Here is a 25,939-nt window from a genome sequence, read left to right as displayed (position 1 = left end):
TATCTCGCCATCATCAATTTCTCCAAGTAAACTCCCTTTATTTTTCAGGAAGGGATACCGCCGATGAGCCAGCCGCCACTAGTCATCAACCTCTCAAGCAGTGGGACTGGAAAGTTCGACGAACGTAACGACATTCTGCAACGTGACGCTCTCAAGCGACTCGATTCATTGATCGTCGAACAGGTAAACGGCATTTCCGACTATAGCGAAGACAATTACGCGAAAGTTAAAGAAACCTCACTGAGCTACTCACGCACACACAATGCGATGCTCATTCAAGGTGGACGCGGTAGTGGCAAGACCACTTTTCTTCTGAATGCACTACACCGACTTAACACCCCCCAAAAACTGGACAAACCAGACGAAGCAGATATTGCAAAGGTAGCGAATCAGCTTCACGTTCTTCCGATGATTGACCCAACACTGGTAGAAACGAAAGAAAACATCATCATTGTCATTCTCTCGATGATTGAGGCCGCCATTGCGGATGTAAAAGACGAAAGAGGCAAGTTGGAGGAGGCACGCCAAGCTTTGGCAGAGGGTTTGGGTCTACTGGATGGAATCGGTCCCAATTCAGCGTACGGTAATGAATGGGAAGAAGCCACTTGGGTCATGAGCCGTGGGTTGCACAAAGCTAAGAAAGGTCGTTCGTTCGAGCTAAAATTTGGCGTTTACCTTGAGACTGCGTTGAGTCTGCTCAACCACAAAAAAGCATTTGTGCTTGCCTTTGATGACGTCGACACCAACTTCAACCACGGTCACACGATTCTCGAGACCATCCGAAAATACCTCACATCCCCACGCCTTGTTCTGTTGCTTTCCGGTGACTTGGATCTCTATGGCAGACTACTGCGACGAAACATCTACAACACATTCGGCGAGCAAGTCCTGAAATACGACCCCAATATTATTGGAAAAGATAAACACAATCTCAGTCATGCGGTGCTAGAGCTGGAAGAACAGTATCTTCTGAAAATAGTTCCACCGCAGAACCGAATTCCAATGTTGCCACTGGGCGGCATCATGCAACGTTCAGGAGTCTCGGTTAAGACCAGCGTGAAGGAGGAGAGCGGACAAGACCTGGCTCAGTGGGCTAACGAACAGATCCGAAAGCTATTGCTCGATAAAGAAGGGCAGTCACAGTCGTTCTTCGATTTCGTATCCATGGAGCACCTGCGCCTAGTCATTGGCTATTTGCAAGCACTCAATCAGGATGACAAGAAATCCTGTCGTCAAATGATATTGAAAGTATTCGAGACCCGGTTAAGAACTAGCCAAGTTCCGACCGATCTCATTGAACGAGGCAACTTCGATTACGCTTTGAGATCTGCTTTTGATTGGCTCATTAATCAGGATGATGCGCCCGATTTGCTGGAGTTCGGTGTACCGGTTGATCCGGTCAGAGCTGTCGTACTGCACTGTCTGGCGCTGTCACTTGCCCAGGGGATTGAGTCGCACAATGGAGGTCCTCTCAGAGCACTCTTCGCTTTGGCACTGCCCATTACCATGATGCGACGTCCGGAAAACGTGGAAAGAGATATCCGATCATCCGTATTCCGCTTTCTCTGGACAAACTCATCTCCCTCACTGCCCGAAATAGCTGCACGTATTGGCACTATAGACAGATCTCGTCGTCAAGAAATCGGCAAAATACCCGGCAGCTCTTTTGGCTCAGTTGGCTTAACCCACAAGTTGACTCAAAAAGAAAGTCTACTTCGTGTGTACGGTTTAATCGATCCAGTAAAAAGTGGCGAGCGTCCGACTATGTCGGACCTCAATGATCTTAACGGCTCAGATCTCGACATTACTACCGCAAATTGGGTTTATCACCTGAACAATGCCGAATATGGTGATCTGCAAATCCGACAAAGTGTGAGCTGGTTTTCAATCGACGATCTAATTCAGGAGCGAAGTGGAAAATTTAGCGAAGTTCTCAGACTGATCGTCTACAAGCGGTTCAGCGCGCGTGGTGAAATGTTCAGGTCGTTGTCAGCACTATCACTTTTCGCCGTGATTGGTGATCTGTTGATGTCCAACGAAATTGGTGACCTGACTTCCCACGCAGTATCCGCCACCATTCCTCCATTCAAACGCGAAAAAACACAGGATGAACTCAGCCTCTCCACCGAAGCAGTCGACGAACAGGGCGATGAGGAACCAAAGGAAGAGGAGAGCGCTACAGCCATTCAAGACGATAAACATTTCGACAAATTCATGAAGAATCTTGAAGAGTGGCACGTCTTTGCATGTGACGAACGCCTGAACGCTGCAGTTTCTCCAGCGCTGCTGGGTAGCATTGCTTCACGTATCCATGATGACCTGATGGACCTGGATGAAAAGGTCACATCGTCCTGGAAAAGTGGACAGATTCTGCATCGGCAAATCACCAACATCCTGCACGGCATCCTCGTACTGACTTCGGGCTTGCCAGGACGTAAGGAAAGCCCGAAAGTTTCAGATCGACCGCTGCGCGAGGCACTCGGCCGTATCCAGGGAACTAGAACGGACGTCTCCCTTCATCCTTTGGCAATCATTGTCCTTTCTTGCCCGTTGGTATGGGCTTTCCTGAACCCTTACGATGATGACAATCATGAATTCTGGGCTACAAACCCACTGAGAACTACCGCACTCGAAGCATTGAAAAACTGGAGAGACAGTCAGACAGCGAAGAACATCAAAGCTTCTTCTAACTTCGATAACTGGCTGAAACCGCCAACCATCCGGATCAAAATAGGCCCCATTGTTCAGTCCGCCAATCAGCGTTCAGTTGAGCTGGACGGCTTCTACGATGTCCTCAACGTCGTGCCACGCAATGTCACGAAATAAATCCGAGCAGTCCTCGCCCCTCGCCAACGAGCTGTTCGAGGCTCGTGAGTTGGTGGACTTCGCCAAGTGCGTGCTGGGCAACCTCGATCTGTTGCGCGCCTTCGAGCGCGTGGCGCAATCAGCGCCCACCAAGATTGAGGTGGGCAGGCATTTCACTCCGCAGCAACAGGCCATCCTCAACGATGCGCACAGCACCGGACGTTTCCTGGAAATGCGCCGACTGCATCCTGGGCTGACGGATGAAGGGGTAGAAAACCGGATTGCGCGGATCTTGAAGCGGATCAACGGCCGCGCCGTCGTGCCCGATCAGTATCCGGGCAGCTTGTGCCTGGGCCGCCCGCAAAACCCACAGAAAGGCACGGATGATGATCTGAATGGCAATCTGCCGGAACTGTTGTGGTGCCTCGGCGACCTGTTCCTGTGCGAAGGTCGCGACGGTTCGATCCGCGTGCGCACACGCCTGTTGGAGCCGTGGCAGGATCTGGTGCTGGTGGTTCCGCCGCTGCTGATCACATCAGCCTGGATGGCGCAGCGCCTGGACTTGTCCGACGCCACGCCGTCAGCTGATGAGTTGCAGCGCGCGATGGTCCGGATTAATGCGTGGCTGTGCGATTCCACTTTGCCGGTAGACGACGATCCGTTTCTCGATCACCTGTGCCGGACTGAGGGGCTGGACGAAACGCATATGCACCTCAACGGCACCACCGAGGCGGAAAAGGTCTGGTTCGATGCGCTGGAGCGGCCGGACCAGGTGGTCGGCGGCCTGACGGCCAAGACCATCAAACAAGACATCGGCATCAGGGTCGCGATCGGCAATGGTGTGAAACGCCTGCTGCAACAAGAAGACCCGGATCTTTCGCCGGAACGACTGATGCTGCGGACCCAAGCAGCCGCCGCGCTCAAGGCACGCCTGTTGAACCGCGCGACGTCCAGGGCCGAGCCGACGTTTGCCGAGCCGCCAGTCGCCGCCTATCGCCGCGCCCAGGAACACTGTATGCAACGGCTTTCTTCGCGCACGCCCAAAGTGGTCAAGGAAGCCTGGCAACTGATCGCGCTGTTCAAAGGTTTCGATCAGAACCGCATGGATCACACCAGCGGCCTGCTCTTCTGGCACTACGCCCTGCTACGCGCGCAGTTCTGTCGCTTGCTGATCCAGCAAGCAGATCAGAAAGGCTTCGATCAGTTTCAAAGCATCACCCTCAACGAGTTGCGCGAAGCGACAGAAAAGGACTATGCCGAGCGGTTCCGCCAGATCGAGCGCGGACAGCAAAAAGGCGTGGACTTCCTGGAAGGTCGGTTCACCCCGAAAATGACACCCGATGACAGTGCAAAACTGCTCGGTTTGATCTTGCGCGGTTATCTGGAGTTTCTTGGCGAAGGGGTGGCGCGACCAGCCGGGGTGATGCGCGAAGCACGCGAGTATCGCTCTCTGTCGGACTTGCTGAGCCGGGTCCGTCGGCTGGAAAAAGGCGATGATCAATGGCCTGGCATTTCGCCAGAGCAACCCGGTACCAGCCACATTCCCAGCTCTTCCCGACGCTTACGCCTGGGACTGGTGCCGCACTTCGTCAAGCAGAGTGACAAGAAAGAGCGCGAAAGCTTCTTCACCGGGGACAAACTGCGCGCGATTTGCCGGGACGCGAAAGTCCGTCGCGAATCCGATCAACGTGCACGAGCACTGGTCTCGCTGATCCAGCGCACCCCTGGACTCGAAACGCTGATTCGCGGCATCGATGCCGCCAGCAATGAACGGCACGCCGGCCCCGAAGTGTTCGCCCCGGTATTTCGGCGCATGCGTCACGCCGGGATCCGCCGTTTTACCTATCACGCTGGCGAAGACTTCGGGCACATTGTCTCCGGAATACGCGCAATCCATGAGGCGGTGGTCTTTCTCGACTTCGATGCGGGCTGCCGGATTGGCCATGGCACAGCTTCCGGACTGGATCCTAAAGCGTGGTGGCAGGCAGTCAGCGGCTACGTCGTCATGCCGGCCGAAGAGCGTCTGGACGACCTGGTATTCGCCAGAGAAATGCTGCTGTCGACCCGCACCCACATTGACAGCCTGCCGTTGATTGAAGCAGAAATCCAGCGCCTGTCGATGAAGATCTGGAACGATCCGCGCATCACCTCTGACCTCCTTGCCGAGTCGTGGAAACTGCGCTCCCTCGATCCGTTGGCGCAAAACGTGAGCGTGGACGATGTGGACCCAAATCGCCGCTTCGAAGCCCGCTGCTTTGCCAACGCCCGTCAAGGCAAGGCCAGAGCAGTCACGCACTTCCTGCGCCGGCACGGCATCGACGCGAGCAGCGAAGAATTGAAGGCCGCGCGCGAGGACGTGGTCGTTTCACGGGAAAACGATGTATTGCGCCCCAAAGTCATCCGGGCCATTCAAAACGCGGTGTTGCGCTTGCTGCGTGAGCGTTCGATCGCTATTGAAACCCTGCCGAGCAGCAACCTGCGGATCAGCATTCACAAGCGCTACAACGATCACCACGCTCGCAATTGGCTGGGTTTGGGCAAACATCCAGCAGACGGCCCCGTGAGCGTGGTTATCGGCTCGGACGACCCGGGGATTTTTGCCACGGGTTTGCGTCTGGAGTACGCGCACCTTTCGCGCATGCTGCACGCACACGTGATGTCGCCCGAAAGCGCCAAGGAATTGCTGCGGCGGATGTGCGCGGAAGCCAAGCAATTCCGCTTCTGAAATTCCAGGTCGAAACGCAAAAAAAAACAAAGCCCCCGCCAACCACAAAACTGACGGGGGCTTAATGTTCAGAGGCGCCTTTCGGCAGCGCCATACACCTCTTCGTCACGTCGAGCACCCACCGCAACGATCAACACCTGGATGGCACGGCCATCGACTCTATAAACGATTCGCGTGTCGCCCGTTCGTATTCGTCTGCAACCCGCAAGACTGGCCCTCAGTGGCTTGCCACTTTTGTCCGGCTCGCCATGGATGATCCGTTCCTCGATTACATCCAGAATCCGGTTGGCAGCTGCTGATCCCAATTGATCAAGATCCCCTTGGACTTCCGGATGATAAATCACTCCCCAAACCATCCAGCGCTCCCTTAATCCTTCCGGGCGTACCTTGCCCGCATATCCTCATGGCTGACAGCCTTGGTCTGATCAAAATTGCTCAGACGTTCACGGGCTGCCGCTTCGATGCGAAGGTTTTCTAGTTCATCCAGCATTTCCTGATAGGCCTGCACGTTGATGATGACCGCTGCCGGTTGATTGTCCTTGAAGATGACCAGACGCTCAGTGGCACGACTGGAAATCTCCTTGAGCTTCGCGCTGAAGCTCCTGACCATGGCAGTCACGGAAATAGCCTGGTCAGCACGCTCTAATAATGCCGTCATAATCACCTCTCACTCACATGCTGATGTGTACGTTAATGCACAGAGTATTGTGCTGAATTAAACATAGTGCAACTTGCTGTTTCCACTATCCGACCAAGCACTGTTAAACCGGACGCGCACAAAAAAGCCCCCGCCAGCCACAAAGCTGACGGGGGCTTTTCAGTTGTGGCGGGGCTTACATCTCCACCTGCGTCCCCAACTCAATCACCCGGTTCAACGGCAGATTGAAGAACCGCAGGTTCCCGTTGGCATTCTTCAACATGAACGCAAACAGCGCCTCACGCCAGCGGGCCATACCTTCAAGTTTCGAGGCGATGACTGTTTCGCGGCTGAGGAAGTAAGTCGTACGCATCGGGCTGAAGTCCAGATCATCCAGATGGCACAGCTTCAGTGCCTGCGGCACGTCCGGCTCGTCGGTAAACCCGAAGTGCAGGATCACCCGGAAGAAGCCTTCGCCGTGGGCTTCGACTTCGAAGCGGCGCGATGGCGGGACGCGCGGGATGTCTTCGTAGACCACCGTCAGCAACACCACTTGCTCATGCAGAACCTGGTTGTGCAGCAGGTTGTGCAACAGCGCGTGCGGCACGGCGTCGGAACGGGCGGTGAGGAACACGGCGGTGCCCTGCACGCGGTGCGGTGGTTGTACGCGGATGCTGCTGATGAAGATCGGCAGCGGCAGTGCGCCTTCGTCGAGGCGCTCGACCAGCAGTTGCTTGCCGCGCTTCCAGGTGGTCATCAGCACGAACAGCGCGATACCGGCGATCACCGGGAAGGCACCGCCCTGGACGATTTTCGGCACGTTGGCGGCAAAGTAAAGGCCGTCCACCAGCAGGAAGCCGAGCAGCACCGGCACCGCCAGAATCGGTGGCCATTTCCACAGCAGCAGCATCACTGCCGACACCAGAATCGTGGTCATCAGCATGGTGCCGGTCACGGCCACGCCGTAGGCCGAGGCCAGCGCGCCGGATGATTCGAAGCCGATCACCAGCAACACCACGCCAACCATCAGCGACCAGTTCACGGCACCGATGTAGATCTGGCCCTGCTCGTCGCTGGAGGTGTGCTGGATGTACATGCGCGGGATGTAACCGAGCTGGATCGCCTGACGGGTCAGGGAGAACGCACCGGAAATCACCGCTTGCGAGGCGATCACCGTGGCCAGGGTCGACAGACCGACCAGCGGAATCAACGCCCAGCTTGGGGCCAGCAGGTAGAACGGGTTGCGCGCCGCTTCCGGGTTGTCCAGCAGCAAGGCGCCCTGACCGAAGTAGTTGAGCACCAGCGCCGGCAGCACCAGCAGGAACCACGCACGGGCAATCGGCTTGCGGCCGAAGTGGCCCATGTCGGCGTACAGCGCTTCGGCACCGGTCAGCGCCAGCACCACCGCGCCGAGGATCGCCACGCCCATGCCCGGATGGACGGTAAAGAACCGCACCGCCCACGCCGGGTTCATCGCATGCAGCACTTCCGGGGTGTGGCTGATTCCGTACACACCGAGGGCGCCGAGGACCAGGAACCAGGTGACCATGATCGGCCCGAACAGAATGCCGATCCGCGCCGTACCGTGCTTCTGGATCAGGAACAGCGCCACCAGCACCACCAGCGACAGCGGCACCACCCAGTGGTCGATGCCATCGAAGGCCAGGCCCAGACCTTCAATGGCCGAGAGCACGGAAATCGCCGGGGTGATCATGCTGTCGCCATAGAACAGCGCCGCGCCGATCAGTCCACAGACCACCAGCAACGTGCGCAACCTCTTGCGCCCCGCCGCTGCCCGACGGGCCAGCGCGGTGAGCGCCATGATCCCGCCTTCGCCCTGGTTGTCGGCGCGCAGGACGAACATCATGTACTTGATTGAAACGACCCAGATCAGCGACCAGAAAATCAGCGACAGAATGCCGAGCACTCCGTCGTGATTGACAGGCACACCGTAAGCGCCGGAAAACACTTCTTTGAGGGTGTACAACGGGCTCGTGCCGATGTCGCCGTAAACTACCCCGACCGCCGCGACCAGCATGCTCAGCGGCTTGGTGGCCGAACCTTCGGCGCCCGCCGCGTGACTACTTGCCTGACCCATCCAACACTCCTGATTCCCAGACCGGCTTCTTATATGAAGCACTATGCTTTGTGTGCAGCATGCGCGTTTTTACGCCCTGTAACAGACGTTTTCTTGACTGTAAAAATTCAGTAAAGCGCAACGGCGCGAAGCATAGCGCAGCACTCGTCGTATTTCCCTGCATAAAGCTGGTCAAGTGCGCTGCTCGTCGCTAGAATTGCGCACTTTTTGATCAGAGGCGCAGTTCAAGCGCCCGTCCGTCGATTCCTTAATAAGGTAATCGATGTCACAAAACACCGAGGTTAGACATGTCCACCACTCCTGCGCCGGCCAATCCAAAGGTTGGCTTCGTTTCTCTGGGTTGCCCGAAAGCACTGGTCGACTCCGAGCGCATCCTGACCCAGCTGCGCATGGAAGGCTATGACGTGGTGTCCACCTATCAGGACGCCGACGTGGTCGTGGTCAACACCTGCGGCTTCATCGACTCGGCCAAGGCCGAATCGCTGGAAGTCATCGGTGAAGCGATCAAGGAAAACGGCAAGGTCATCGTGACCGGCTGCATGGGCGTGGAAGAAGGCAACATCCGCGACGTGCACCCAAGCGTGCTGGCCGTCACCGGTCCGCAGCAGTACGAGCAAGTGGTCAACGCGGTGCACGAAGTCGTGCCGCCGAAGCAGGATCACAACCCGCTGATCGACCTGGTGCCGCCGCAAGGCATCAAGCTGACACCGCGCCACTACGCGTACCTGAAGATTTCCGAAGGCTGCAACCACAGCTGCAGCTTCTGCATCATCCCGTCGATGCGCGGCAAACTGGTCAGCCGTCCGGTGGGCGATGTGCTCGACGAAGCCCAGCGTCTGGTCAAATCCGGCGTGAAGGAACTGCTGGTGATTTCCCAGGACACCAGCGCCTACGGCGTTGACGTCAAATACCGCACCGGTTTCTGGAACGGCGCGCCGGTGAAAACCCGCATGACCGAACTGTGCGAAGCGCTGAGCACCCTCGGCGTCTGGGTCCGTCTGCACTACGTTTACCCGTACCCGCACGTCGACGAACTGATCCCGCTGATGGCCGCCGGCAAGATCCTGCCGTACCTGGACATCCCATTCCAGCACGCCAGCCCGAAAGTTCTGAAGTCGATGAAACGCCCGGCGTTCGAAGACAAGACCCTGGCGCGGATCAAGAACTGGCGCGAGATCTGCCCGGACCTGATCATCCGTTCGACCTTCATCGTCGGCTTCCCCGGCGAAACCGAAGAAGACTTCCAGTACCTGCTGGACTGGCTGACCGAAGCCCAGCTCGACCGCGTCGGCTGCTTCCAGTACTCGCCGGTCGAAGGTGCACCGGCCAATGACCTGAACCTCGACATCGTCCCGGACGACGTCAAGCAGGATCGTTGGGAGCGCTTCATGGCGCACCAGCAGGCCATCAGCTCGGCGCGCCTGCAAATGCGCATCGGCCGTGAAATCGAAGTGCTGGTGGACGAAGTCGACGAGCAAGGCGCGGTCGGCCGCTGCTTCTTCGATGCCCCGGAAATCGACGGCAACGTGTTCATCGACAACGGCAGCAACCTCAAGCCGGGCGACAAGGTCTGGTGCAAGGTGACCGACGCCGACGAATACGACCTCTGGGCCGAACAGATCTAAGCGCGAAAAATACAGAAAGCCCCGCTCTCTTTTACGAGATGCGGGGCTTTTTTACGGCTAGAGTTTGGGGTGGGAAGGACTCCCTCATCCATGACAAAGAGGCTATCGGGCATGCGTCACCACTCGGTCATCCACACGCCGAAACTCAGCGATTATCAGGAACTGACCCAGGTCTGGGAGGCCTCGGTCCGCGCGACTCATGATTTCCTGCCGGAATCCTACATCGAGCTGCTGAAGAATTTGGTGCTGACCCGCTACCTCGATGCGGTCATGCTGATCTGCACACGGGACAGCCATCAGCGCATCACCGGGTTTGCCGGGGTCGCGGCGGGCAAGATCGAAATGCTGTTCATCGACCCGGCCCATCGCGGCCAGGGGCTTGGCAAGAAACTGCTGAAGTACGCGATGGAACACCTGAACGCCGACGAACTGGACGTCAACGAACAGAACCCGCAGGCCCTGGGGTTTTACTTCAAGCAAGGGTTCGAGGTGATCGGCCGCTCGGAAGTCGATGGCATGGGCCAGCCGTATCCGCTGTTGCACATGCGTCTGAAACAACCGGAGCAGCGCGCCGTACGCGGCTAAAAGCCACACGGCGCAAATGCAATCGGGCTTAACCGGCCCCAGGCAGGTACAATGCCCACCCCTTTTTTGTTACGGCCCCTGTCATGACTGACCCGATTCGCCTCTCCAAACGCCTCATCGAGCTGGTCGGTTGCTCCCGCCGGGAGGCCGAGCTGTTCATCGAGGGCGGCTGGGTCACCGTGGACGGCGAAGTCATCGACGAGCCGCAATTCAAGGTCGGCGACCAGAAAGTCGAGCTCGACAAGGACGCCAAGGCCACCGCGCCGGAGCCGGTGACCATCCTGCTCAACGTGCCGGCCGGCATGGATGTCGACAGCGCCATGCAGTCGCTGAGCGCCGACACCCTCAGCGAAGAACACCGCTACGGCAAGCGTCCGCTGCGCGGGCACTTCCTGCGCCTGACCGCCAGCGCCGACCTGCAACCCAAGGCCAGCGGCCTGCTGGTGTTCACCCAGGACTGGAAGGTGTTGCGCAAGCTCACCGCCGACGCGGCCAAGATCGAGCAGGAATACGTGGTCGAAGTCGAAGGCGACATGGTTGCCCACGGCCTCAACCGTCTGCAGCACGGCCTCACCCACAAGGGCAAGGAGCTGCCGCCGGTCAAGGCCAGCTGGCAGAACGAAAACCGTCTGCGCTTCGCCATGAAAAACCCGCAGCCGGGGATCATCGCCCAGTTCTGCGAAGCGGTCGGCCTGAAAGTAATCGGCATTCGCCGCATCCGCATCGGCGGCGTGTCCATCGGCAAGGTGCCGGTCGGCCAATGGCGCTACCTGTCCGGCAAAGAGAAATTCTAAGGCTCGCGAGCCACCCTACATTTCCGGCATCGCGCCCGCGCGATGCCCACAGCGAACAATCAGGATTGCACACATGGTTCACAACGACGTTCTGCGCAGCGTGCGCTACATGCTCGATATCAGCGACAAGAAAGTGGTCGAGATCATCAAACTCGGCGGCCTGGACGTCACGCTTGCCGATGTCGTGACGTACCTCGACAAGAAAGAAGAAGACGAAGAAGGTTTCGTGCGCTGCCCGGACGAAGTCATCGCGCACTTCCTCGACGGTCTGGTGATCTTCAAGCGCGGCAAGGACGAAAGCCGTCCGCCGCTGCCGATCGAACTGCCGGTGACCAACAACATCATCCTGAAAAAGCTGCGCGTTGCCTTCGAGCTGAAAGAAGACGACATGCACGCGATCCTCAAGGCCGCTGAGTTCCCGGTGTCCAAGCCTGAGCTAAGCGCGCTGTTCCGCAAGGTTGGCCACACCAACTACCGCCCATGCGGCGATCAGTTGCTGCGCAACTTCCTCAAGGGCCTGACCCTGCGCGTTCGCGGTTGACCCATTCGATCACGGCGACTTCGGTCGCCGTTTTCATGCATGCCCCTCCATTCCTTGCAAAAATAGTGGCTCCGCTTTTCGCGGCCGGCGACTAGGGTGTACTGAACCCTAGCCCTCAGGATTCGCCATGCACCCGTATTTCTCCCTGCAAGGCCGCACCGCCCTGGTGACCGGCGGCACCCGTGGTATCGGCAAAATGATCGCCAAGGCCTTTGTCGAGGCAGGCGCCCGCGTGTACGTCTGTTCCCGTGACGCTGAAGCCTGTCATCAAACCGCTGAAGAACTCAGTGCCCTGGGCACGTGTCATGGCGTGGCGGCGAATCTGGCGACTGAAGAAGGCGTAAAAGAGCTGGCCGCGCGACTGGGCGAGCAGATCACTCATCTGGACATTCTGGTGAACAACGCCGGCACCACCTGGGGCGCGCCGCTGGAGAGCTACCCGGTCAAGGGCTGGGAGAAAGTCATGCAACTCAACGTGACCTCGGTGTTCAGTTGCATCCAGCAGTTTCTGCCGTTGCTGCGCCAATCCGGGTCGGCCGCCAATCCGGCGCGGATCATCAACATCGGTTCGGTGGCGGGAATTTCTTCCTTCGGAGAACAGGCCTACGCCTACGGGCCGAGCAAGGCCGCCCTGCATCAGCTGTCGCGGATTCTCGCCCGGGAACTGGTGAGCCAGCACATCAACGTCAACGTCATCGCGCCGGGGCGTTTCCCGAGCAAGATGACCCAGCATATCGGCAGCGACCAGCAGGCGCTGGCCGAAGACACCGCGCTGATCCCGATGAAACGCTGGGGGCGTGAGGAAGAGATGGCGGCGCTGGCGATCAGCCTGGCGAGTACTGCCGGGGCGTACATGACCGGGAATATCATTCCGCTGGATGGTGGTTTCAGTCTTTAGGTCGGCGACGCGGCCGGACGGGTTATCATGCCCGCCCTGCTCCGATTCGAATGCAAACCATGACTTACAGCGTCTCCCCCATCGGCTTCGTCCGCTCCTGCTTTAAGGAGAAGTTCGCCATCCCGCGCCAGCCGCAACTGGCCCCCGCCGCCCGTGGCGTGCTGGAACTGGTGGCACCGTTCGATCAGGGTGACGCGGTGCAGGGGCTCGAGCAGGTCAGCCATGTCTGGCTGCTGTTCCTGTTCCATCAGGCGCTGGAAGAAAAGCCGCGCCTCAAGGTCCGCCCTCCGCGCCTCGGTGGCAACAAGTCCATGGGCGTGTTCGCCACCCGCGCCACGCACCGGCCGAACGGCATCGGCCAGTCGGTGGTGAAGCTGGACAAGGTCGTAGCCAATCGCCTGTTCATCTCCGGCATCGACTTGCTGGATGGCACGCCGATTCTCGACATCAAACCCTACGTGCCGTACGCCGACATCATTGCTGACGCCTCCAACAGCATCGCCAGTGCCGCGCCGCACTTGATCGACGTGCAATGGACGGACACGGCGCTGCAACAGGCGCACACGCACGCTCAGCGCCTGGCCGAGCCGCTGGTCGAATTGATCGAGCAGTGCCTGGCTCAGGATCCGCGTCCGGCGTATCAGACGCCCGCGCCAGAGCGCGAATACGGCGCGCAGTTCTGGGATCTGGACGTGCGCTGGCATTACCCTGTGCCTGAGCAGATCCGCGTCCTGGAAGTCATCCCCGCCGAGGCGTGAACCCCAGAAACGAAAAAGCCCGCGCTGCCTTCTCAGGCAACGCGGGCTTTTCTGTTTGCATCGTCGGGATTACTTCTCGACGAATGCACGCTCGATCAGGTAGTCACCCGGCTCGCGCATACGCGCCGAGATCTTCAGGCCGAAGCTGTCGAGCACTTCGCTGGTCTCGTCGAGCATGCTCGGGCTGCCGCAGATCATCGCGCGGTCGTCCTGCGGGTTGATCGGTGGCAGGCCGATATCGCTGAACAGCTTGCCGCTGCGCATCAGGTCGGTCAGACGGCCCTGATTCTCGAACGGCTCGCGAGTCACGGTCGGGTAGTAGATCAGCTTGTCACGCAGCGCTTCGCCGAAGAACTCGTTCTGCGGCAGGTGCTCGGTGATGAACTCGCGGTAGGCGACTTCGTTGACGTAACGGACACCGTGAACCAGGATCACTTTTTCGAAGCGCTCGTAGGTTTCCGGGTCCTGGATCACGCTCATGAACGGCGCCAGACCGGTGCCGGTGCTCAGCAGGTACAGGTGCTTGCCCGGGTTCAGGTCGTCCAGCACCAGGGTGCCGGTCGGCTTTTTCGAGATGATGATCTCGTCGCCTTCCTTCAGGTGCTGCAGCTGGGAGGTCAGCGGACCGTCCTGCACCTTGATGCTGAAGAATTCGAGATGCTCTTCCCAGTTCGGGCTGGCGATCGAGTAAGCGCGCATAAGCGGGCGGCCGTTTGGCTGTTGCAGGCCGATCATCACGAACTGACCGTTCTCGAAGCGCAGGCCCGGATCACGGGTGCACTTGAAGCTGAACAGAGTGTCGTTCCAGTGATGAACACTGAGGACACGCTCGTGGTTCATGTTGCTCATGTACGTGGGACTCCTGGAGATTGATCTGCGCCTGCCCGGCTCGTGTTGAAGAATGCCGACGGTGCGCAATTGCATCGCATTCTAATAGCGCCGACAATATCTGTTAACTGGATTATTAAGATAAGGGTTATCGGTTATATCGATATGCGATTTACTCTTCGTCAACTGCAAGTCTTCGTCGCTGTCGCCCAGCAGGAAAGCGTATCCCGTGCTGCGGGTCTGCTAAACCTGTCGCAATCGGCCGCCAGCACCTCCATCACCGAACTGGAGCGCCAATCCAGCTGCCAGCTGTTCGATCGCGCCGGCAAACGCCTGAGCCTCAACGCCCTCGGCAAACAATTGTTGCCGCAAGCGGTGGCCATGCTCGATCAGGCCAAGGAAATCGAAGACCTGCTCAACGGCAAATCCGGTTTCGGCTCGCTGTCGGTGGGCGCGACCCTGACCATCGGCAATTACCTGGCGACGCTGCTGATCGGCGGTTTCATGCAGCGCCACCCCGAAAGCCAGGTGAAGCTGCATGTGCAGAACACTGCCAATATCGTGCAACAAGTGGCTCATTACGAAATTGATCTGGGTCTAATCGAAGGCGATTGCAGCCACCCGGACATCGAAGTGCAGAGCTGGGTCGAGGATGAACTGGTGGTGTTCTGCGCCCCACAGCATCCGTTGGCCAAGCGCGGCAGCGCGACCATGGAAGAGTTGACGCACGAAGCGTGGATTTTGCGGGAACAGGGTTCGGGGACGCGCCTGACCTTCGATCAGGCGATGCGGCATCACCGCAGCGCACTGAACATCCGGCTGGAGCTGGAACACACCGAAGCGATCAAACGCGCGGTGGAATCAGGTCTGGGGATTGGCTGTATTTCGCGTCTGGCGCTGCGTGACGCCTTCCGCCGCGGCAGCCTGGTGCCGGTGGAGACGCCGGATCTGGATCTGGCGCGGCAGTTCTATTTCATCTGGCACAAGCAGAAGTACCAGACCTCCGCCATGCGCGAATTCCTCGACCTGTGCCGCGCCTTCACCGCCGGGGTCCAGCGCAGCGACGAGATCGTTCTGCCGAGCATCGCTTAAAGCAGAATCACCGCCCACACCAGGGCGATCATGCTCAGTGCCACGAATTGCGCGGCACTGCCCATGTCCTTGGCGTTCTTGGACAGCGGGTGCAACTCCAGCGAGATGCGGTCGATAGCCGCCTCCACCGCCGAATTCAACAGCTCGACGATCAGCGCCAGCAGGCACACCGCGATCAGCAGCGCCTGCTCGACCCGGCTGACATTGAGGAAAAACGTCAGCGGAATCAGCACCACGTTGAGCAGCACCAGTTGGCGGAAAGCCGCTTCGCCGGTGAAGGCGGCGCGCAGGCCGTCCAGCGAGTAACCGGAAGCGTTGAGGATGCGTTTCAGGCCCGTCTGGCCCTTGAAAGGTGACATAAAGTAGATAACCGACCGAAAGGAAGTGGGGAAGCTAGATCAACGAAAGTCAAAAAAGCGTGAAGACGCCAGTGCTTACTGGCTCGGAATTGACTCAAGTTGTTGCAGCAGTAAAGCTGCCTGGGTCCGGGTCCGCACGTTCAACTTGCGAAAAATCGCCGTGACGTGGGCCTTGATGGTCGCTTCGGACACGCTCAGCTCGTAGGCGATCTGCTTGTTCAGCAAACCTTCGCAGACCATGGTCAGCACCCGGAACTGCTGTGGCGTCAGGCTGGCGAGGCCATCGCTGGCGGCTTTGGCTTCATCCGAAACGCTGACCGCTTCGAACGCCTGGGGCGGCCAGAATACGTCGCCATCCAGCACTTTGCGCACCGCTTCCTGAATCACGCTCAGGTCGCTGGACTTGGGAATGAAGCCACTGGCGCCGAACTCCCGGGACTTGACCATCACCGAGGCTTCTTCCTGGGCCGAAACCATCACCACCGGAATCTGCGGGTACTGACCGCGCAGCATCACCAGCCCGGAAAACCCGAAAGCGCCCGGCATGTTCAGGTCCAGCAGCACCAGATCCCAGTCGGCCTTTTCGGTCAGGCGGGTTTCCAGCTCGGCGATGCTCGCCACCTCCACCATGCGTACGTCCGGGCCAAGGCCCATCGTCACCGCTTGATGCAGTGCGCTACGAAAGAGAGGGTGATCATCGGCAATCAGGATGTCGTATGTGGCCATTTTTCAAATGATCCTGTTTTTGATGGCGGGCCCGCGCATTCGGGCCTCACCAAAGCAAATCCAGACACCGCCCGGCAGCGGCATCCACAGGGGCACGTTCAACGCCAATCACGAACAAAAACGGCGTTTCAAACCTTGGCCGCACCCCAATCGGCGCCAAGCATGACCAGCGAAGCCGGGGTGGTCAAGCCGCACGGCCACTGCTTTAGCAGTATGGGCCAGGATCAGGCCGGTACTGGCGCCGCGTTTCGGATATAGGGCAGCAATTCGGCGTGGGCCGGCGTCGACACATTGACGTCCAGTTGCTGCTTGGCCCCCAGGTAATGCTGGCTGAACACATCGAAATAGGCATCCAGCGCCGACGCCGCGTCCGAATCGCCGGCCAGTTCCAGGCACAGCGCCGCCACCTCGGCGGTGCACAGGTGCTCGCTGCGGGTCGAGCGGCGCAGGCGATAGCGCGAGAGTTTGTCGGGCAACAGGCTGAGGATCGGCAAGCGGTCGAAATACGGGCTCTTGCGGAATATCTTGCGTGCTTCGGTCCAGGTCGCATCCAGCAGGATGAACAGCGGACGCTTGCTGCTATCGAGATCCACGGTGTTGGTCACCCGCGAAGGTTCGACGTATTCGCCGGGGAACACCAGATACGGCTGCCATTGCGGGTCGTTCAACAGCGCCAGCAGTTGCTCGTCGGGCTCGGTCCGCGACCAGATGAAGGCATGGTTGTCGCGCACGATGTCGGCGATCAGCCAGCCGGTATTGCTGGGTTTGAACACTTCTTTGCCGGTCATGATCAGGCAGACACCCGAGCGCGTATCGACGGTTGGTCGCCAGGCGCACAGGCAATGGCTGATGATCACCCGGCAATCGCGGCAGCGCGGGGAGCGAAAACCACGGGCCTGGATCGGTTTGATGCCTTCGTCCTCGCGCTGATCGCGCAGGCGGGCCACGGCGTTGGGGGCATGATTCATCGCAGGCGGCACCGGCAGACAGGGAAACTCGACACGAACGACACTCGGCAGGGCAATAAAGGCCGGCAGTTTACCAGAGCGACGGGCACAAGCCTGTACCCTCCCGACCGGCTCCCCTATAATTCGCCGCCACTGAACGCACAGTCACGTGGCTGGTCGAACCACCAGTCACTGAACCAGGAGAGTTTCATGCTGCGCCTTATCGTTCCTACCGCTGCCATTCTGCTGGCCTCGTCCTTCAGCGCTCAGGCTGCATCCCTGAGTGAGCAGAATCTGAACCGAGAGCTGCGCAATGTCGCCGCACAAAGCAGCGCCGGCACGCCACGGGCGATCAACGAAGACATTCTTGATCAGGGCTACACCGTCGAAGGCACCACGCTGGTCAATCACCTGAGCGTGCAAAAGAGCCACGCCGACAAAATGCGCGCCGATCCCAAAGCCGTGTATTTCCAGCTGGGCGCTTCGGTCTGCAACAACCCGTCGTACCGCAAGCTGATGGCCAAGGGCGCGATCATGCGTTACGACTTCACCGAAGTGAAAAGCAACAAGGCGATCGGCTCCGCCAGCTACCAGGAATCGGATTGCCCGAAAGCGGCTCCAGCGAAGAAGAAGTAATCATCGCGACGTAGCGCGCCGCTGTTCATCCTCGGCGCGCAGTTCGGCCAGCAAGGCCTGCAAGTAACGCGAGCGGCGATCCCCTCCCGCCAGGCGTCGGCAGCACTCCTCTTCGAGACTCACATGGTTGGTCTCGGCCGATGCTTTCAACAACCGATACAGCTGCGTATCGATCTCCAGAATGACTCTGGTCATGTGTCCTGCCTCCTTGCCACCCGCAAATCCTTGAATAGCGTGCACCTTGCGTACGGTCGTTGACGCAAAGTTGTCGTACGGCGCCTTTAACTTAGTAAATCAGAGCATTCAGCCCTCGACGCAGCATCGGACGAGCGGTGAAAACACTTCGCAAAACGGCAATAAGCAGTTGCCAGGAAAGACTTTGCGGCGCAATGCTCAATGAGCGAAAAATGCTTTGAGGGTCTAGATTCAACGTATTCCCGATCATTTTATTAACGGCAGGAAAGGAGCTGCCGGACGTTTGTTTTCTTGCAGCGCGGCACTGACGCCGCACGTCAGGGCCGAAAGCTCTGTGCAGAAGGAGAAGTTGCATGCCTTACCAACCGAATGACCTGCTCAGCCGTCATTTTCAGGAAAGCGGCCACGACCTCATCAGCAAGGTCGAAGAACAACTCAACCTGGTGTCACCCAACAGCCCGAATTCCCCCATCTACCGCGACATGATCCTAACCGTGCTGCGCATGGCCCAGGAAGACCACAACCGCTGGAACGCCAAGATCACCCTGCAAGCCCTGCGCGAACTGGAGCAGGCGTTTCGCACGCTTGAACAGTTCAAGGGGCGACGCAAGGTCACGGTTTTCGGTTCGGCTCGCACCCCGGTCGAACATCCCCTTTACGCCATGGCTCGGGAACTCGGAGCCTCGCTTGCCCGCTCGAACATGATGGTCATCACCGGTGCCGGCGGCGGAATCATGGCCGCGGCTCATGAAGGGGCCGGTCGCGATCACAGCCTCGGGTTCAACATCACCCTGCCCTTCGAACAACATGCCAACCCCACCGTGGACGGCACCAACAACCTGCTGCCGTTCCATTTCTTCTTCACCCGCAAGCTGTTCTTCGTCAAGGAAGCCGATGCGCTGGTCTTGTGCCCAGGAGGGTTCGGCACTCTGGATGAAGCACTGGAAGTGCTCACGCTGATCCAGACCGGCAAAAGCCCGCTGGTGCCGGTGGTTCTGCTGGACGCACCGGGCGGGACGTTCTGGCAAGGCGCGCTGGACTTCATCCGCCAGCAACTGGAGGAAAACCGCTACATCCTGCCGACCGACCTGAAGCTGATTCGCCTGGTCTACAACGTTGAAGAGGCGGTGGAGCAGATCAACCAGTTCTACGGCAACTTCCACTCCAGCCGCTGGCTCAAGCGCCAGTTTGTCATTCGCATGAACCACAAATTGAGCGACCAGGCCCTGGACCATATGCAGGAAGCCTTTGCCGATCTGTGCCTGAGCGACCAGTTCCATCAACACGCCTACGCCGGCGAAGAACACGACGAGGCCCAATTCAGCCACCTGACGCGTCTGGCATTCGCCTTCAATGCCCGGGATCACGGGCGTCTGCGGGAGCTGGTGGACTACATCAACCTGCCGGAAAACTGGGCCCAGTCAAAACCCCAAACCGCGCAACGCACCCGCGAACCGTCGAAGGTAACGTGAAGGCAAAAAAAAACGGCCCGCTATCGAAATAGCGGGCCGTTTTTATTTTTTAGATGAAGCTGAGCTGAAGCTGGAGCGATTTAATCGTCCATCCCTCTGCCGCTGAACAAGCGGTTGATCATCTCCATCGAGAATCCCCGGTACGCCAGGAATCGACCTTGTCTGGCGCGTTCCTTGGCATCGCCGGGAAGCTGTCCGGAGAACTTCCGTTGCCACGTTTCCGTTAGCTGCTCCTGCCAGTTGATACCGCTCTCGCGCAAGGCGAGTTCGATATCGGCGCGTTGCAAACCGCGCTGGCTCAGTTCTTCGCGAATCCGCAGTGGGCCGTAACCGGAGCGGGCGCGATAGGAGACAAAGCTTTCAAGATAGCGGGCTTCGGAAAGCAGCCCTTCTTCCGTCAGACGGTCGAGGGCTGTTTCGATCATCTCGGGGGGAGCGCCACGCTGACGCAGTTTGCGCGTCAGCTCGACTCGACCATGCTCGCGGCGTGCGAGCAGGTCCATGGCGGTTCGCCGCACCGCGACGAGGGTATCGAGTACGGCGGTTGTCATCGGTGCAATCAGATGTCCGCGTCAGCCAGGTCGTCTTCGGTCTCTTTGACCGCAGAAGCCTTGGAGTCGGCGATCACTGCTGGCGACAGCAGTTTGTCACGCAGTTGCTTCTCGAGCTTGGCCGCGACTTCCGGGTTGTCCGCCAGGAACTTGGCCGAGTTGGCCTTGCCCTGACCGATCTTGGTGCCTTCGTAGGCATACCAGGCGCCGGACTTCTCGACGAAACCGTGCAGTACGCCCAGGTCGATCATCTCGCCGTTCAGGTAGATACCCTTGCCGTAGAGAATCTGGAACTCGGCCTGACGAAACGGCGAAGCCACCTTGTTCTTCACAACCTTGACGCGGGTTTCGCTGCCGACCACTTCGTCGCCTTCCTTCACCGCGCCAGTACGGCGGATGTCGAGACGAACCGAGGCGTAGAACTTCAGCGCGTTACCACCGGTGGTGGTTTCCGGGCTGCCGAACATCACGCCGATCTTCATGCGGATCTGGTTGATGAAGATCACCAGGCAGTTGGCGTTCTTGATGTTACCGGTGATTTTACGCAGCGCCTGGGACATCAGACGGGCTTGCAGGCCCACGTGCATGTCACCCATTTCGCCTTCGATTTCAGCCTTTGGCACCAGAGCGGCCACGGAGTCGACGATGATCACGTCAACGGCGTTGGAGCGCACCAGCATGTCGGTGATTTCCAGGGCCTGTTCGCCGGTGTCCGGCTGGGAAACCAGCAGGTCGTCAACGTTGACGCCCAGCTTGCCGGCGTACTCAGGATCGAGGGCGTGTTCGGCGTCGACGAAGGCGCAGGTCGCACCGGCTTTTTGAGCCTGGGCGATCACGGACAGCGTCAGTGTGGTTTTACCGGAAGATTCAGGACCGTAGATTTCAACGATACGACCTTTTGGCAGGCCGCCGATGCCGAGTGCGATGTCCAGACCCAGAGAGCCGGTGGAAATGGCCGGGATCGCCTGACGGTCCTGATCGCCCATACGCATTACGGCACCCTTGCCGAATTGACGTTCGATCTGACCCAGGGCCGCAGCCAAGGCTTTCTTCTTGTTGTCGTCCATTAAAGTCCTCACGTAATCAATAAGGCCTGACGGCCAACACCTGTATAAGTAGCCAGTATTATTCCACAGCGTTCACGGATCGCCTACCCCTGATTTTCGATTTCTCGTGCCGCTAGTCGCAGCAGCCCCTCTAGCGCGGCCTTCACCGTTTGTCGGCGGACTTCGTCGCGGTTACCGGGGAAGTGCTGGACCTCGCAGAAAACCTGGTCGCCCACGCCCCACGCCAGCCAGACGGTGCCCACCGGTTTATTCGGCGAACCACCGTCCGGCCCGGCCACGCCGCTGACCGCCACGGCAAACCGCGCCAGGCTTTTTTCCTGGGCGCCGCGCACCATGGCCTCGACCACATCGCGACTGACCGCGCCGACGGTGCCGAACAGCTCCGTCGGTACATTCAGCTGCTGGGTTTTCTGGCGGTTGGAATAGGTCACGTAACCCGCCTCGAACCATGCCGAACTCCCCGGAATGCGGGTGATGGCTTCGGCAATCCCGCCACCGGTACACGACTCGGCCGTAGTGACGTGGGCATTGAGCAATTGCAGACGTCGGCCAAGTTCGGCCGCCAGTTGAGTGATTTCTTTCACGGTGCGCTCCGGATCGGATGGAATGGGTACCACCGTACACGAGCCGGTTGCGCTTTCAATACACAAGCTTATTCAAAATGTGCAGGCGCCAGCGCTCTGATATAGGCCTGACAGGCCTGCAAGGCGATCAGTCCACGGTCGCCTTCGCCGGTGATGGCGACAATTCGTCGAGCATGCGCCGGGTCAAGTCGGGCGCGTACGGCTGCATGATCCACGCCGCCGGTGCCGGAGGCGGCTGGCACACCGCAGCCTTGGGCAGCGTCGCCTGCGTCGATGAGGACTGACAGGCGCAGATCAGCAGTGGCAAGGCGATCGCGCAGGCGATCCTGATCACGTTGGGCATCGTTCAGTGCTCGGTAATGGGTTTGTTCACTGGCCGTGAGCCGTTGCTCCAGGGCCAGACGCTTGTCCTGTTCGGCCTGTTGCGCGGTGGCGGCCGTCAGGGTCAGTTGATTGAGGGTTTCGGCGTGCAACCGCGCCTGTTCGGCCAGTTGGCGGCCGTAGCGCCAGTCCTGAAACTGCCACGCCAGCGCCGCCGAGCCTGCGGCCAGCAGCATCAGGCCGATCAGCCGCCAGACGCTCAGACCGAAGGCAGGCATAGCACCGCCCTCGCCCGCCCCCAGAGTTCCAGGCGATCCTGCAAGCCATTCAACCCGCCGTTGATCCGCCGGGTAATGCTGTTGAACTGATCCTGATCCGCCAGCGCGTTCAGGCCGTTCTGCGCCCAGAACCATGCGGCGGACTCGGCCGCCCATTGCGGTTGTTCCAGCAGTTCCGGCAGCGCCAGCAAGCGCTCGTCACCGAACAGCCCGAGGCTGCACTGGCGATAGTTGGCGCGGCCGGTAATCTGGATCAGCCCGCGCCCGCGATACTTCTGCCCGTCGCCATCGGCCTCCGGCGTGTTGCCCAATCGCAAGGCCAGCGTACCGGTGTCGTACTTGCTCAGGTATTGGTTGTTGCCCAGTTCACGCACGTACTGCAATTGCCCCGATTCGTGTCCGATCTGGGCGAGAAACGCAGCCACGCGTTTAGGTGTGTCGATGCGATGGCGAGCCATGGCATCGTTGAGTGCAGAAACAAAAACGCCCGCTTGGCGGCGGGCGTTGGGCATGATGTTGAGTAGGTTGTCTTCAGTGATTTGCATAATGCTCGGTCCTCCCTGGATGCGCCGATTGAATCACGGTTGGCGACCAAAGCTGATCAGCCATTGTTTGCCTCAGTTTTCAGAGTGCTGTCCGGGGAGACCTGAATCATTCGCTTGAACAGACCCAGCATGCCTTGATTGGCCGTCGCACTCTCGAGCGGCGGGTCCAGTGGCAGTACCTGTCCCCCGGACAACAGCCACTCCTGATACTCGCGCCAGTCACGATTGTTGGGATCCTGTGGAATAAACGCTGAATCACTCTGGCGCAGAACGCCGGACGATGTGAGCTGATAACTCATGGACTTTCCTCCTAGATTTCCGCGTCCGCGGTCCAATCGACCTGCAAGGCCTGCCCGGGAAGGCTGCCTACGGGCGTCACGGTGGCAAGCGCAAACCCTCGCTCGCTCACACTTTGCAGGATGGTTCCTGTGCAGGCCTTCGCCAGCGATGAATGCCAGACTTGATTGCTCGCCTCACCCGGGCAATACGTCACGACCGTAGGCTGTACGCGCTTGGGCACCTGCATGTCGATACACATTCCATACTGGCCGGAATTGGCTGGCGCCACTTGGGAAAAGGTGGCGATACAGGTTCCTGGACCGTTGTTCGAACGGACCGGCAGACGATTTACAAAAGATTTTTCGAAGTAGCGCTGACAGAGAGTCAACTCTTCGGCCAAGGGACGGTATTCAAACGGTGTTGCAACCGGCCCCTCCTCCAATTGCATCTGTGCCAGATCGACGGTCTGCAACACGTTGAGCGGCAGATCGAACGACAAAGTCAGGAAGTCATTCACACCCAGCATTTTCCCGGCGATGGTTGGTACCTGAAACGTTGCGCTGTATTTCTTCCACGAAGTAGTCAGTTGAAAGACGTCGACAACCTTCACCACACCTTCCGAACCGCCCGTCCCGAACTGCTGGGCAATCGTGACTCGCAACGGACGCGTCGCATCGGATCGCGCCCAGAAGCTGACCGTCGCCGTTCGCCCGGCCAGGGTCCTGACCGATTCGATGCTCTGGGAGACTTTATGCACCGTTGCTCCGGTGCCTGCGGTGGCCTGCTGCCAGCGCAGGAAATAAGCGGGCTCCCCCGTGACCTCGGTTTGACCGAGGGCAAAGTCCTGACGCGAAATGCTGATACCGGCGTTGCCGTTCCAGTCGCACCGGAAGCGATCCGCCACATACCCACCGATATTCGGCGCCTGATTGGTCGTGCCGCGTTGCCAGATATTGAATCCGCCATTGATCAACAGATTCTTGCGATACACCTGCACAGGAAACTGCTGCAGCGGATCGGGCTTCGCCAGTTGCCGAATGGCCTGTGCCAGTTGATCGGTCTGCTCCTCATCCGGCGTCAGGCCGGCGGCCGTGATCGCGTTGAGAATTTCCTGGGTCACACTGTTGCCCCAACGGGCCGGGATCAACGATCCCGGTTTTCCGGCGATAGGGTCTTCATCGACGAACTTGCCATTCTCAAGGCCTGAGCCGGGAACGCTTTTCGGATAATCCATTTCAGTTTCCTTGATCCGCTAAAGCGCCGAGGCCAACCAGCGCGGCGCTACCGGCCGATGCTCGCTGAACGGGAAAAACGAGGCCTGGGGCCAGTCGCGCAACTCGCGCCGATAGGTTTGCAGTACGGCATATTGCTCGGTGGTCAGCGTGGTGCCGCCGCCGTCCTCCAGCTCATCGCGATCACGCGCCACCAAGCCATCGGTTGCAGCCAGTTGTGCCGTGCGCCAGGAACGTTCGATTTCAGCGACTTCATCCTGCGAGGGCGACGGGGGATCTACCAGAATCGGATAGCCGTTTTCGGCACTCACGCCAATCATTTTGGGAGTGACCGCCAATTGTTGCAGTAGCGAGATCCAGTAGCCTTGGGGAATTTCGATAACGTCGTCGGGAATATCCGTCGAGTTGATACCCGGTACATAAGCGCCCCGGGTGCTGGCGCTGAACAAAATATTGAAGGTATTCATTCAATATCCCTTGGCGAAATAGTTAACAGACCAACCTGCACTCACTTGCCCGGCCGCATTTCGAATTCTCAGCGTACAACCTAGCGAGTTGTATGCGATGACCGCGACCATCGCCGCATCGCCTCCTGAATGGGTAGCCACCAGCGAGAAGTACCCCCTCGGGAATGCGAGCGGGAATGTCACGAATACATTCCCTTCGGCATTCGACATGCCCGAACCCCACTGATCAATATTCCCACTGAGATGCTTTTGATAACCGGGATTGGCCACCAGACCGGAAAACAGCGGGGCATATTTCAGACTGGCCGTGCCATGCACCGTCCAGACACCGTTTTCTTTGACAACGTCGGCGCTCTCACCACTGTTCATCACGATCGAGCTTAAATAAGCGCCTTGCGGACTTATTTGCGTACTGCCCACGCAGGCAATGGTGACCACTGCGTTGCTGCGACAGTGAAAGCTGATTGTCGAACCGTTGGGCAAGCCCTGGATGTCCGGCAAGGTCACGGTGTAGGCCGTATTGCCGCCCAGGCCGATTGCCCATCCCACATCGGCGGCCGTCAGTTGTGTCGCTGCAGAAACGCCACGAGCCCCGGCATGGTTGCCCAGTGCGCGCTGGACGAACTCGGACGTCGCCGCCGAACGGCTGACGTCGAATGGCGCAGCGGTCTGGAACAGTTGGGAACTGCGAAGGGCGCCCAGCAGTTGAGTATTTGACGCCTCACTCGGCGTCAGCCCGCCCGCACGGACAACGCCGAGAATCTCCTGGGTGACGCCATTGCCCCAGCTCGCCGGGATCAATGAGCCCGGCGAGCCTTTGAGCGGGTCTTCATCGACGAACTGTCCGTTCACCAGACCTGCGCTGGGAACACTATTGGGGTAGTCCACGATTTA

Annotated in this window: 28 protein-coding genes; 11 read left to right on the top strand and 17 right to left on the bottom strand. The window is 59.1% G+C overall.

What is annotated here, in order from left to right; translation table 11 throughout:
* The first annotated feature begins 63 nt into the window (after positions 1-63).
* Positions 64-2,826, top strand: a complete 2,763-nt coding sequence (locus tag PMI24_RS14090) for a hypothetical protein (protein ID WP_007954968.1) — start codon at positions 64-66, stop codon at positions 2,824-2,826.
* The gene (locus tag PMI24_RS14085) at positions 2,813-5,530 is read left to right on the top strand and encodes an adenosine deaminase (protein WP_007954966.1); all 2,718 of its coding nucleotides are present in this window, start codon (positions 2,813-2,815) and stop codon (positions 5,528-5,530) included. The genes PMI24_RS14090 and PMI24_RS14085 overlap by 14 nt, the downstream gene beginning before the upstream one ends.
* A gap of 68 nt (positions 5,531-5,598) precedes the next feature.
* Here the strand turns inward: PMI24_RS14085 and PMI24_RS14080 are convergent, their stop codons facing one another.
* The 3 genes from PMI24_RS14080 to PMI24_RS14070 form a co-directional block, all read right to left on the bottom strand.
* A complete protein-coding gene (locus tag PMI24_RS14080; protein WP_007954964.1) occupies positions 5,599-5,886 on the bottom strand; it encodes a type II toxin-antitoxin system RelE family toxin in 288 nt (95 codons plus the stop codon).
* Between the two features lie 11 nt (positions 5,887-5,897).
* Complete coding sequence (locus tag PMI24_RS14075; RefSeq protein ID WP_007954962.1) at positions 5,898-6,188, bottom strand: Phd-YefM; 291 nt, start codon at positions 6,186-6,188, stop codon at positions 5,898-5,900.
* Between the two features lie 175 nt (positions 6,189-6,363).
* A complete protein-coding gene (locus PMI24_RS14070) occupies positions 6,364-8,205 on the bottom strand; it encodes a potassium transporter Kup (protein WP_407681997.1) in 1,842 nt (613 codons plus the stop codon).
* A gap of 347 nt (positions 8,206-8,552) precedes the next feature.
* Between PMI24_RS14070 and rimO the strand changes: the two genes are divergently transcribed.
* The 6 genes from rimO (at position 8,553) to tsaA (ending at position 13,466) form a co-directional block, all read left to right on the top strand.
* A complete protein-coding gene (gene rimO / locus PMI24_RS14065) occupies positions 8,553-9,890 on the top strand; it encodes a 30S ribosomal protein S12 methylthiotransferase RimO (protein ID WP_007954955.1) in 1,338 nt (445 codons plus the stop codon).
* A gap of 111 nt (positions 9,891-10,001) precedes the next feature.
* Positions 10,002-10,475, top strand: coding sequence for a GNAT family N-acetyltransferase (locus tag PMI24_RS14060; protein ID WP_007954953.1), 474 nt, complete (start codon positions 10,002-10,004; stop codon positions 10,473-10,475).
* A gap of 83 nt (positions 10,476-10,558) precedes the next feature.
* Entirely contained in the window at positions 10,559-11,269 is a 711-nt protein-coding gene (locus tag PMI24_RS14055) for an rRNA pseudouridine synthase (RefSeq protein ID WP_007954950.1), read from the top strand.
* Positions 11,270-11,342: 73 nt separating this feature from the next.
* The gene (locus PMI24_RS14050) at positions 11,343-11,810 is read left to right on the top strand and encodes a DUF1456 family protein (protein WP_007954948.1); all 468 of its coding nucleotides are present in this window, start codon (positions 11,343-11,345) and stop codon (positions 11,808-11,810) included.
* A 127-nt stretch (positions 11,811-11,937) separates the two neighbouring features.
* Entirely contained in the window at positions 11,938-12,708 is a 771-nt protein-coding gene (locus tag PMI24_RS14045) for an SDR family oxidoreductase (RefSeq protein ID WP_007954945.1), read from the top strand.
* A 59-nt stretch (positions 12,709-12,767) separates the two neighbouring features.
* The gene (gene tsaA, locus PMI24_RS14040) at positions 12,768-13,466 is read left to right on the top strand and encodes a tRNA (N6-threonylcarbamoyladenosine(37)-N6)-methyltransferase TrmO (RefSeq protein WP_007954944.1); all 699 of its coding nucleotides are present in this window, start codon (positions 12,768-12,770) and stop codon (positions 13,464-13,466) included.
* Positions 13,467-13,535: 69 nt separating this feature from the next.
* On the opposite strand, the gene fpr is transcribed toward tsaA, so the two are convergent.
* The gene (fpr, locus tag PMI24_RS14035) at positions 13,536-14,315 is read right to left on the bottom strand and encodes a ferredoxin-NADP reductase (RefSeq protein ID WP_007908723.1); all 780 of its coding nucleotides are present in this window, start codon (positions 14,313-14,315) and stop codon (positions 13,536-13,538) included.
* 144 nt (positions 14,316-14,459) lie between these two features.
* Here fpr and PMI24_RS14030 point away from each other — a divergent pair, with 144 nt between their 5' ends.
* On the top strand, positions 14,460-15,386 hold the full coding sequence (locus tag PMI24_RS14030; protein WP_007954941.1) for a LysR family transcriptional regulator: 927 nt from the start codon (positions 14,460-14,462) through the stop codon (positions 15,384-15,386).
* Here PMI24_RS14030 and PMI24_RS14025 read toward each other — a convergent pair.
* From PMI24_RS14025 to PMI24_RS14015, 3 genes are all read right to left on the bottom strand, one after another.
* A complete protein-coding gene (locus PMI24_RS14025) occupies positions 15,383-15,745 on the bottom strand; it encodes a diacylglycerol kinase (RefSeq protein WP_003222276.1) in 363 nt (120 codons plus the stop codon). The genes PMI24_RS14030 and PMI24_RS14025 overlap by 4 nt on opposite strands.
* A 75-nt stretch (positions 15,746-15,820) precedes the next feature.
* Entirely contained in the window at positions 15,821-16,471 is a 651-nt protein-coding gene (gene erdR, locus PMI24_RS14020) for a response regulator transcription factor ErdR (RefSeq protein ID WP_007954938.1), read from the bottom strand.
* Positions 16,472-16,695: 224 nt separating this feature from the next.
* Positions 16,696-17,439: a tRNA-uridine aminocarboxypropyltransferase gene (locus PMI24_RS14015; protein WP_007954936.1), complete on the bottom strand. Its 744-nt coding sequence runs from the start codon at positions 17,437-17,439 to the stop codon at positions 16,696-16,698.
* Between the two features lie 189 nt (positions 17,440-17,628).
* On the opposite strand from PMI24_RS14015, the gene PMI24_RS14010 reads away from it, so the two are divergent.
* Positions 17,629-18,054 carry a PA3611 family quorum-sensing-regulated virulence factor gene (locus PMI24_RS14010; protein WP_007954934.1) on the top strand — a complete coding sequence of 142 codons (426 nt, stop codon included), beginning with the start codon at positions 17,629-17,631 and terminating at the stop codon, positions 18,052-18,054.
* Here the strand turns inward: PMI24_RS14010 and PMI24_RS14005 are convergent, their stop codons facing one another.
* Complete coding sequence (locus PMI24_RS14005) at positions 18,055-18,249, bottom strand: hypothetical protein (RefSeq protein WP_007954932.1); 195 nt, start codon at positions 18,247-18,249, stop codon at positions 18,055-18,057.
* A gap of 353 nt (positions 18,250-18,602) precedes the next feature.
* Here PMI24_RS14005 and PMI24_RS14000 point away from each other — a divergent pair, with 353 nt between their 5' ends.
* Positions 18,603-19,721 (top strand): TIGR00730 family Rossman fold protein, encoded by a 1,119-nt coding sequence (locus PMI24_RS14000; protein WP_007954931.1) that lies wholly within the window; start codon positions 18,603-18,605, stop codon positions 19,719-19,721.
* 80 nt (positions 19,722-19,801) lie between these two features.
* Here PMI24_RS14000 and recX read toward each other — a convergent pair whose 3' ends face one another.
* From recX to PMI24_RS13955, 9 genes are all read right to left on the bottom strand, one after another.
* Complete coding sequence (gene recX, locus PMI24_RS13995) at positions 19,802-20,272, bottom strand: recombination regulator RecX (RefSeq protein WP_007954930.1); 471 nt, start codon at positions 20,270-20,272, stop codon at positions 19,802-19,804.
* Positions 20,273-20,280: 8 nt separating this feature from the next.
* The gene (recA, locus tag PMI24_RS13990; protein WP_003222269.1) at positions 20,281-21,339 is read right to left on the bottom strand and encodes a recombinase RecA; all 1,059 of its coding nucleotides are present in this window, start codon (positions 21,337-21,339) and stop codon (positions 20,281-20,283) included.
* A gap of 83 nt (positions 21,340-21,422) precedes the next feature.
* On the bottom strand, positions 21,423-21,923 hold the full coding sequence (locus tag PMI24_RS13985; RefSeq protein ID WP_007954929.1) for a CinA family protein: 501 nt from the start codon (positions 21,921-21,923) through the stop codon (positions 21,423-21,425).
* Between the two features lie 68 nt (positions 21,924-21,991).
* Positions 21,992-22,522: a lysis system i-spanin subunit Rz gene (locus tag PMI24_RS13980; protein ID WP_007954928.1), complete on the bottom strand. Its 531-nt coding sequence runs from the start codon at positions 22,520-22,522 to the stop codon at positions 21,992-21,994.
* Positions 22,504-23,067, bottom strand: coding sequence for a glycoside hydrolase family 19 protein (locus tag PMI24_RS13975; protein ID WP_007954927.1), 564 nt, complete (start codon positions 23,065-23,067; stop codon positions 22,504-22,506). Before PMI24_RS13975 ends, PMI24_RS13980 begins: the two co-directional genes overlap by 19 nt.
* A 56-nt stretch (positions 23,068-23,123) precedes the next feature.
* Positions 23,124-23,366 carry a hypothetical protein gene (locus PMI24_RS13970; RefSeq protein WP_007954923.1) on the bottom strand — a complete coding sequence of 81 codons (243 nt, stop codon included), beginning with the start codon at positions 23,364-23,366 and terminating at the stop codon, positions 23,124-23,126.
* Positions 23,367-23,377: 11 nt separating this feature from the next.
* Positions 23,378-24,580, bottom strand: a complete 1,203-nt coding sequence (locus PMI24_RS13965; protein ID WP_007954919.1) for a carbohydrate binding domain-containing protein — start codon at positions 24,578-24,580, stop codon at positions 23,378-23,380.
* An 18-nt stretch (positions 24,581-24,598) separates the two neighbouring features.
* The gene (locus tag PMI24_RS13960; protein ID WP_007954917.1) at positions 24,599-25,045 is read right to left on the bottom strand and encodes a phage tail assembly chaperone; all 447 of its coding nucleotides are present in this window, start codon (positions 25,043-25,045) and stop codon (positions 24,599-24,601) included.
* Positions 25,046-25,933 (bottom strand): gp53-like domain-containing protein, encoded by an 888-nt coding sequence (locus PMI24_RS13955; RefSeq protein ID WP_007954916.1) that lies wholly within the window; start codon positions 25,931-25,933, stop codon positions 25,046-25,048.
* Positions 25,934-25,939 lie beyond the last annotated feature (6 nt).

The organism is Pseudomonas sp. GM25 (genome assembly GCF_000282255.1).
GTDB lineage: Bacteria > Pseudomonadota > Gammaproteobacteria > Pseudomonadales > Pseudomonadaceae > Aquipseudomonas > Aquipseudomonas aphyarum.
This window is presented reverse-complemented; position numbering and strand designations above follow the sequence as displayed.

Coding starts and splice junctions, on each gene's coding strand:
- PMI24_RS14090 (WP_007954968.1), top strand. CDS start 64: ATGAGCCAGCCGCCACTAGTCATCAACCTCTCAAGCAGTGGGACTGGA.
- PMI24_RS14085 (WP_007954966.1), top strand. CDS start 2,813: ATGTCACGAAATAAATCCGAGCAGTCCTCGCCCCTCGCCAACGAGCTG.
- PMI24_RS14080 (WP_007954964.1), bottom strand. CDS start 5,886: ATGGTTTGGGGAGTGATTTATCATCCGGAAGTCCAAGGGGATCTTGAT.
- PMI24_RS14075 (WP_007954962.1), bottom strand. CDS start 6,188: ATGACGGCATTATTAGAGCGTGCTGACCAGGCTATTTCCGTGACTGCC.
- PMI24_RS14070 (WP_407681997.1), bottom strand. CDS start 8,205: ATGCTGGTCGCGGCGGTCGGGGTAGTTTACGGCGACATCGGCACGAGC.
- rimO (WP_007954955.1), top strand. CDS start 8,553: ATGTCCACCACTCCTGCGCCGGCCAATCCAAAGGTTGGCTTCGTTTCT.
- PMI24_RS14060 (WP_007954953.1), top strand. CDS start 10,002: ATGCGTCACCACTCGGTCATCCACACGCCGAAACTCAGCGATTATCAG.
- PMI24_RS14055 (WP_007954950.1), top strand. CDS start 10,559: ATGACTGACCCGATTCGCCTCTCCAAACGCCTCATCGAGCTGGTCGGT.
- PMI24_RS14050 (WP_007954948.1), top strand. CDS start 11,343: ATGGTTCACAACGACGTTCTGCGCAGCGTGCGCTACATGCTCGATATC.
- PMI24_RS14045 (WP_007954945.1), top strand. CDS start 11,938: ATGCACCCGTATTTCTCCCTGCAAGGCCGCACCGCCCTGGTGACCGGC.
- tsaA (WP_007954944.1), top strand. CDS start 12,768: ATGACTTACAGCGTCTCCCCCATCGGCTTCGTCCGCTCCTGCTTTAAG.
- fpr (WP_007908723.1), bottom strand. CDS start 14,315: ATGAGCAACATGAACCACGAGCGTGTCCTCAGTGTTCATCACTGGAAC.
- PMI24_RS14030 (WP_007954941.1), top strand. CDS start 14,460: ATGCGATTTACTCTTCGTCAACTGCAAGTCTTCGTCGCTGTCGCCCAG.
- PMI24_RS14025 (WP_003222276.1), bottom strand. CDS start 15,745: ATGTCACCTTTCAAGGGCCAGACGGGCCTGAAACGCATCCTCAACGCT.
- erdR (WP_007954938.1), bottom strand. CDS start 16,471: ATGGCCACATACGACATCCTGATTGCCGATGATCACCCTCTCTTTCGT.
- PMI24_RS14015 (WP_007954936.1), bottom strand. CDS start 17,439: ATGAATCATGCCCCCAACGCCGTGGCCCGCCTGCGCGATCAGCGCGAG.
- PMI24_RS14010 (WP_007954934.1), top strand. CDS start 17,629: ATGCTGCGCCTTATCGTTCCTACCGCTGCCATTCTGCTGGCCTCGTCC.
- PMI24_RS14005 (WP_007954932.1), bottom strand. CDS start 18,249: ATGACCAGAGTCATTCTGGAGATCGATACGCAGCTGTATCGGTTGTTG.
- PMI24_RS14000 (WP_007954931.1), top strand. CDS start 18,603: ATGCCTTACCAACCGAATGACCTGCTCAGCCGTCATTTTCAGGAAAGC.
- recX (WP_007954930.1), bottom strand. CDS start 20,272: ATGACAACCGCCGTACTCGATACCCTCGTCGCGGTGCGGCGAACCGCC.
- recA (WP_003222269.1), bottom strand. CDS start 21,339: ATGGACGACAACAAGAAGAAAGCCTTGGCTGCGGCCCTGGGTCAGATC.
- PMI24_RS13980 (WP_007954928.1), bottom strand. CDS start 22,522: ATGCCTGCCTTCGGTCTGAGCGTCTGGCGGCTGATCGGCCTGATGCTG.
- PMI24_RS13975 (WP_007954927.1), bottom strand. CDS start 23,067: ATGCAAATCACTGAAGACAACCTACTCAACATCATGCCCAACGCCCGC.
- PMI24_RS13970 (WP_007954923.1), bottom strand. CDS start 23,366: ATGAGTTATCAGCTCACATCGTCCGGCGTTCTGCGCCAGAGTGATTCA.
- PMI24_RS13965 (WP_007954919.1), bottom strand. CDS start 24,580: ATGGATTATCCGAAAAGCGTTCCCGGCTCAGGCCTTGAGAATGGCAAG.
- PMI24_RS13960 (WP_007954917.1), bottom strand. CDS start 25,045: ATGAATACCTTCAATATTTTGTTCAGCGCCAGCACCCGGGGCGCTTAT.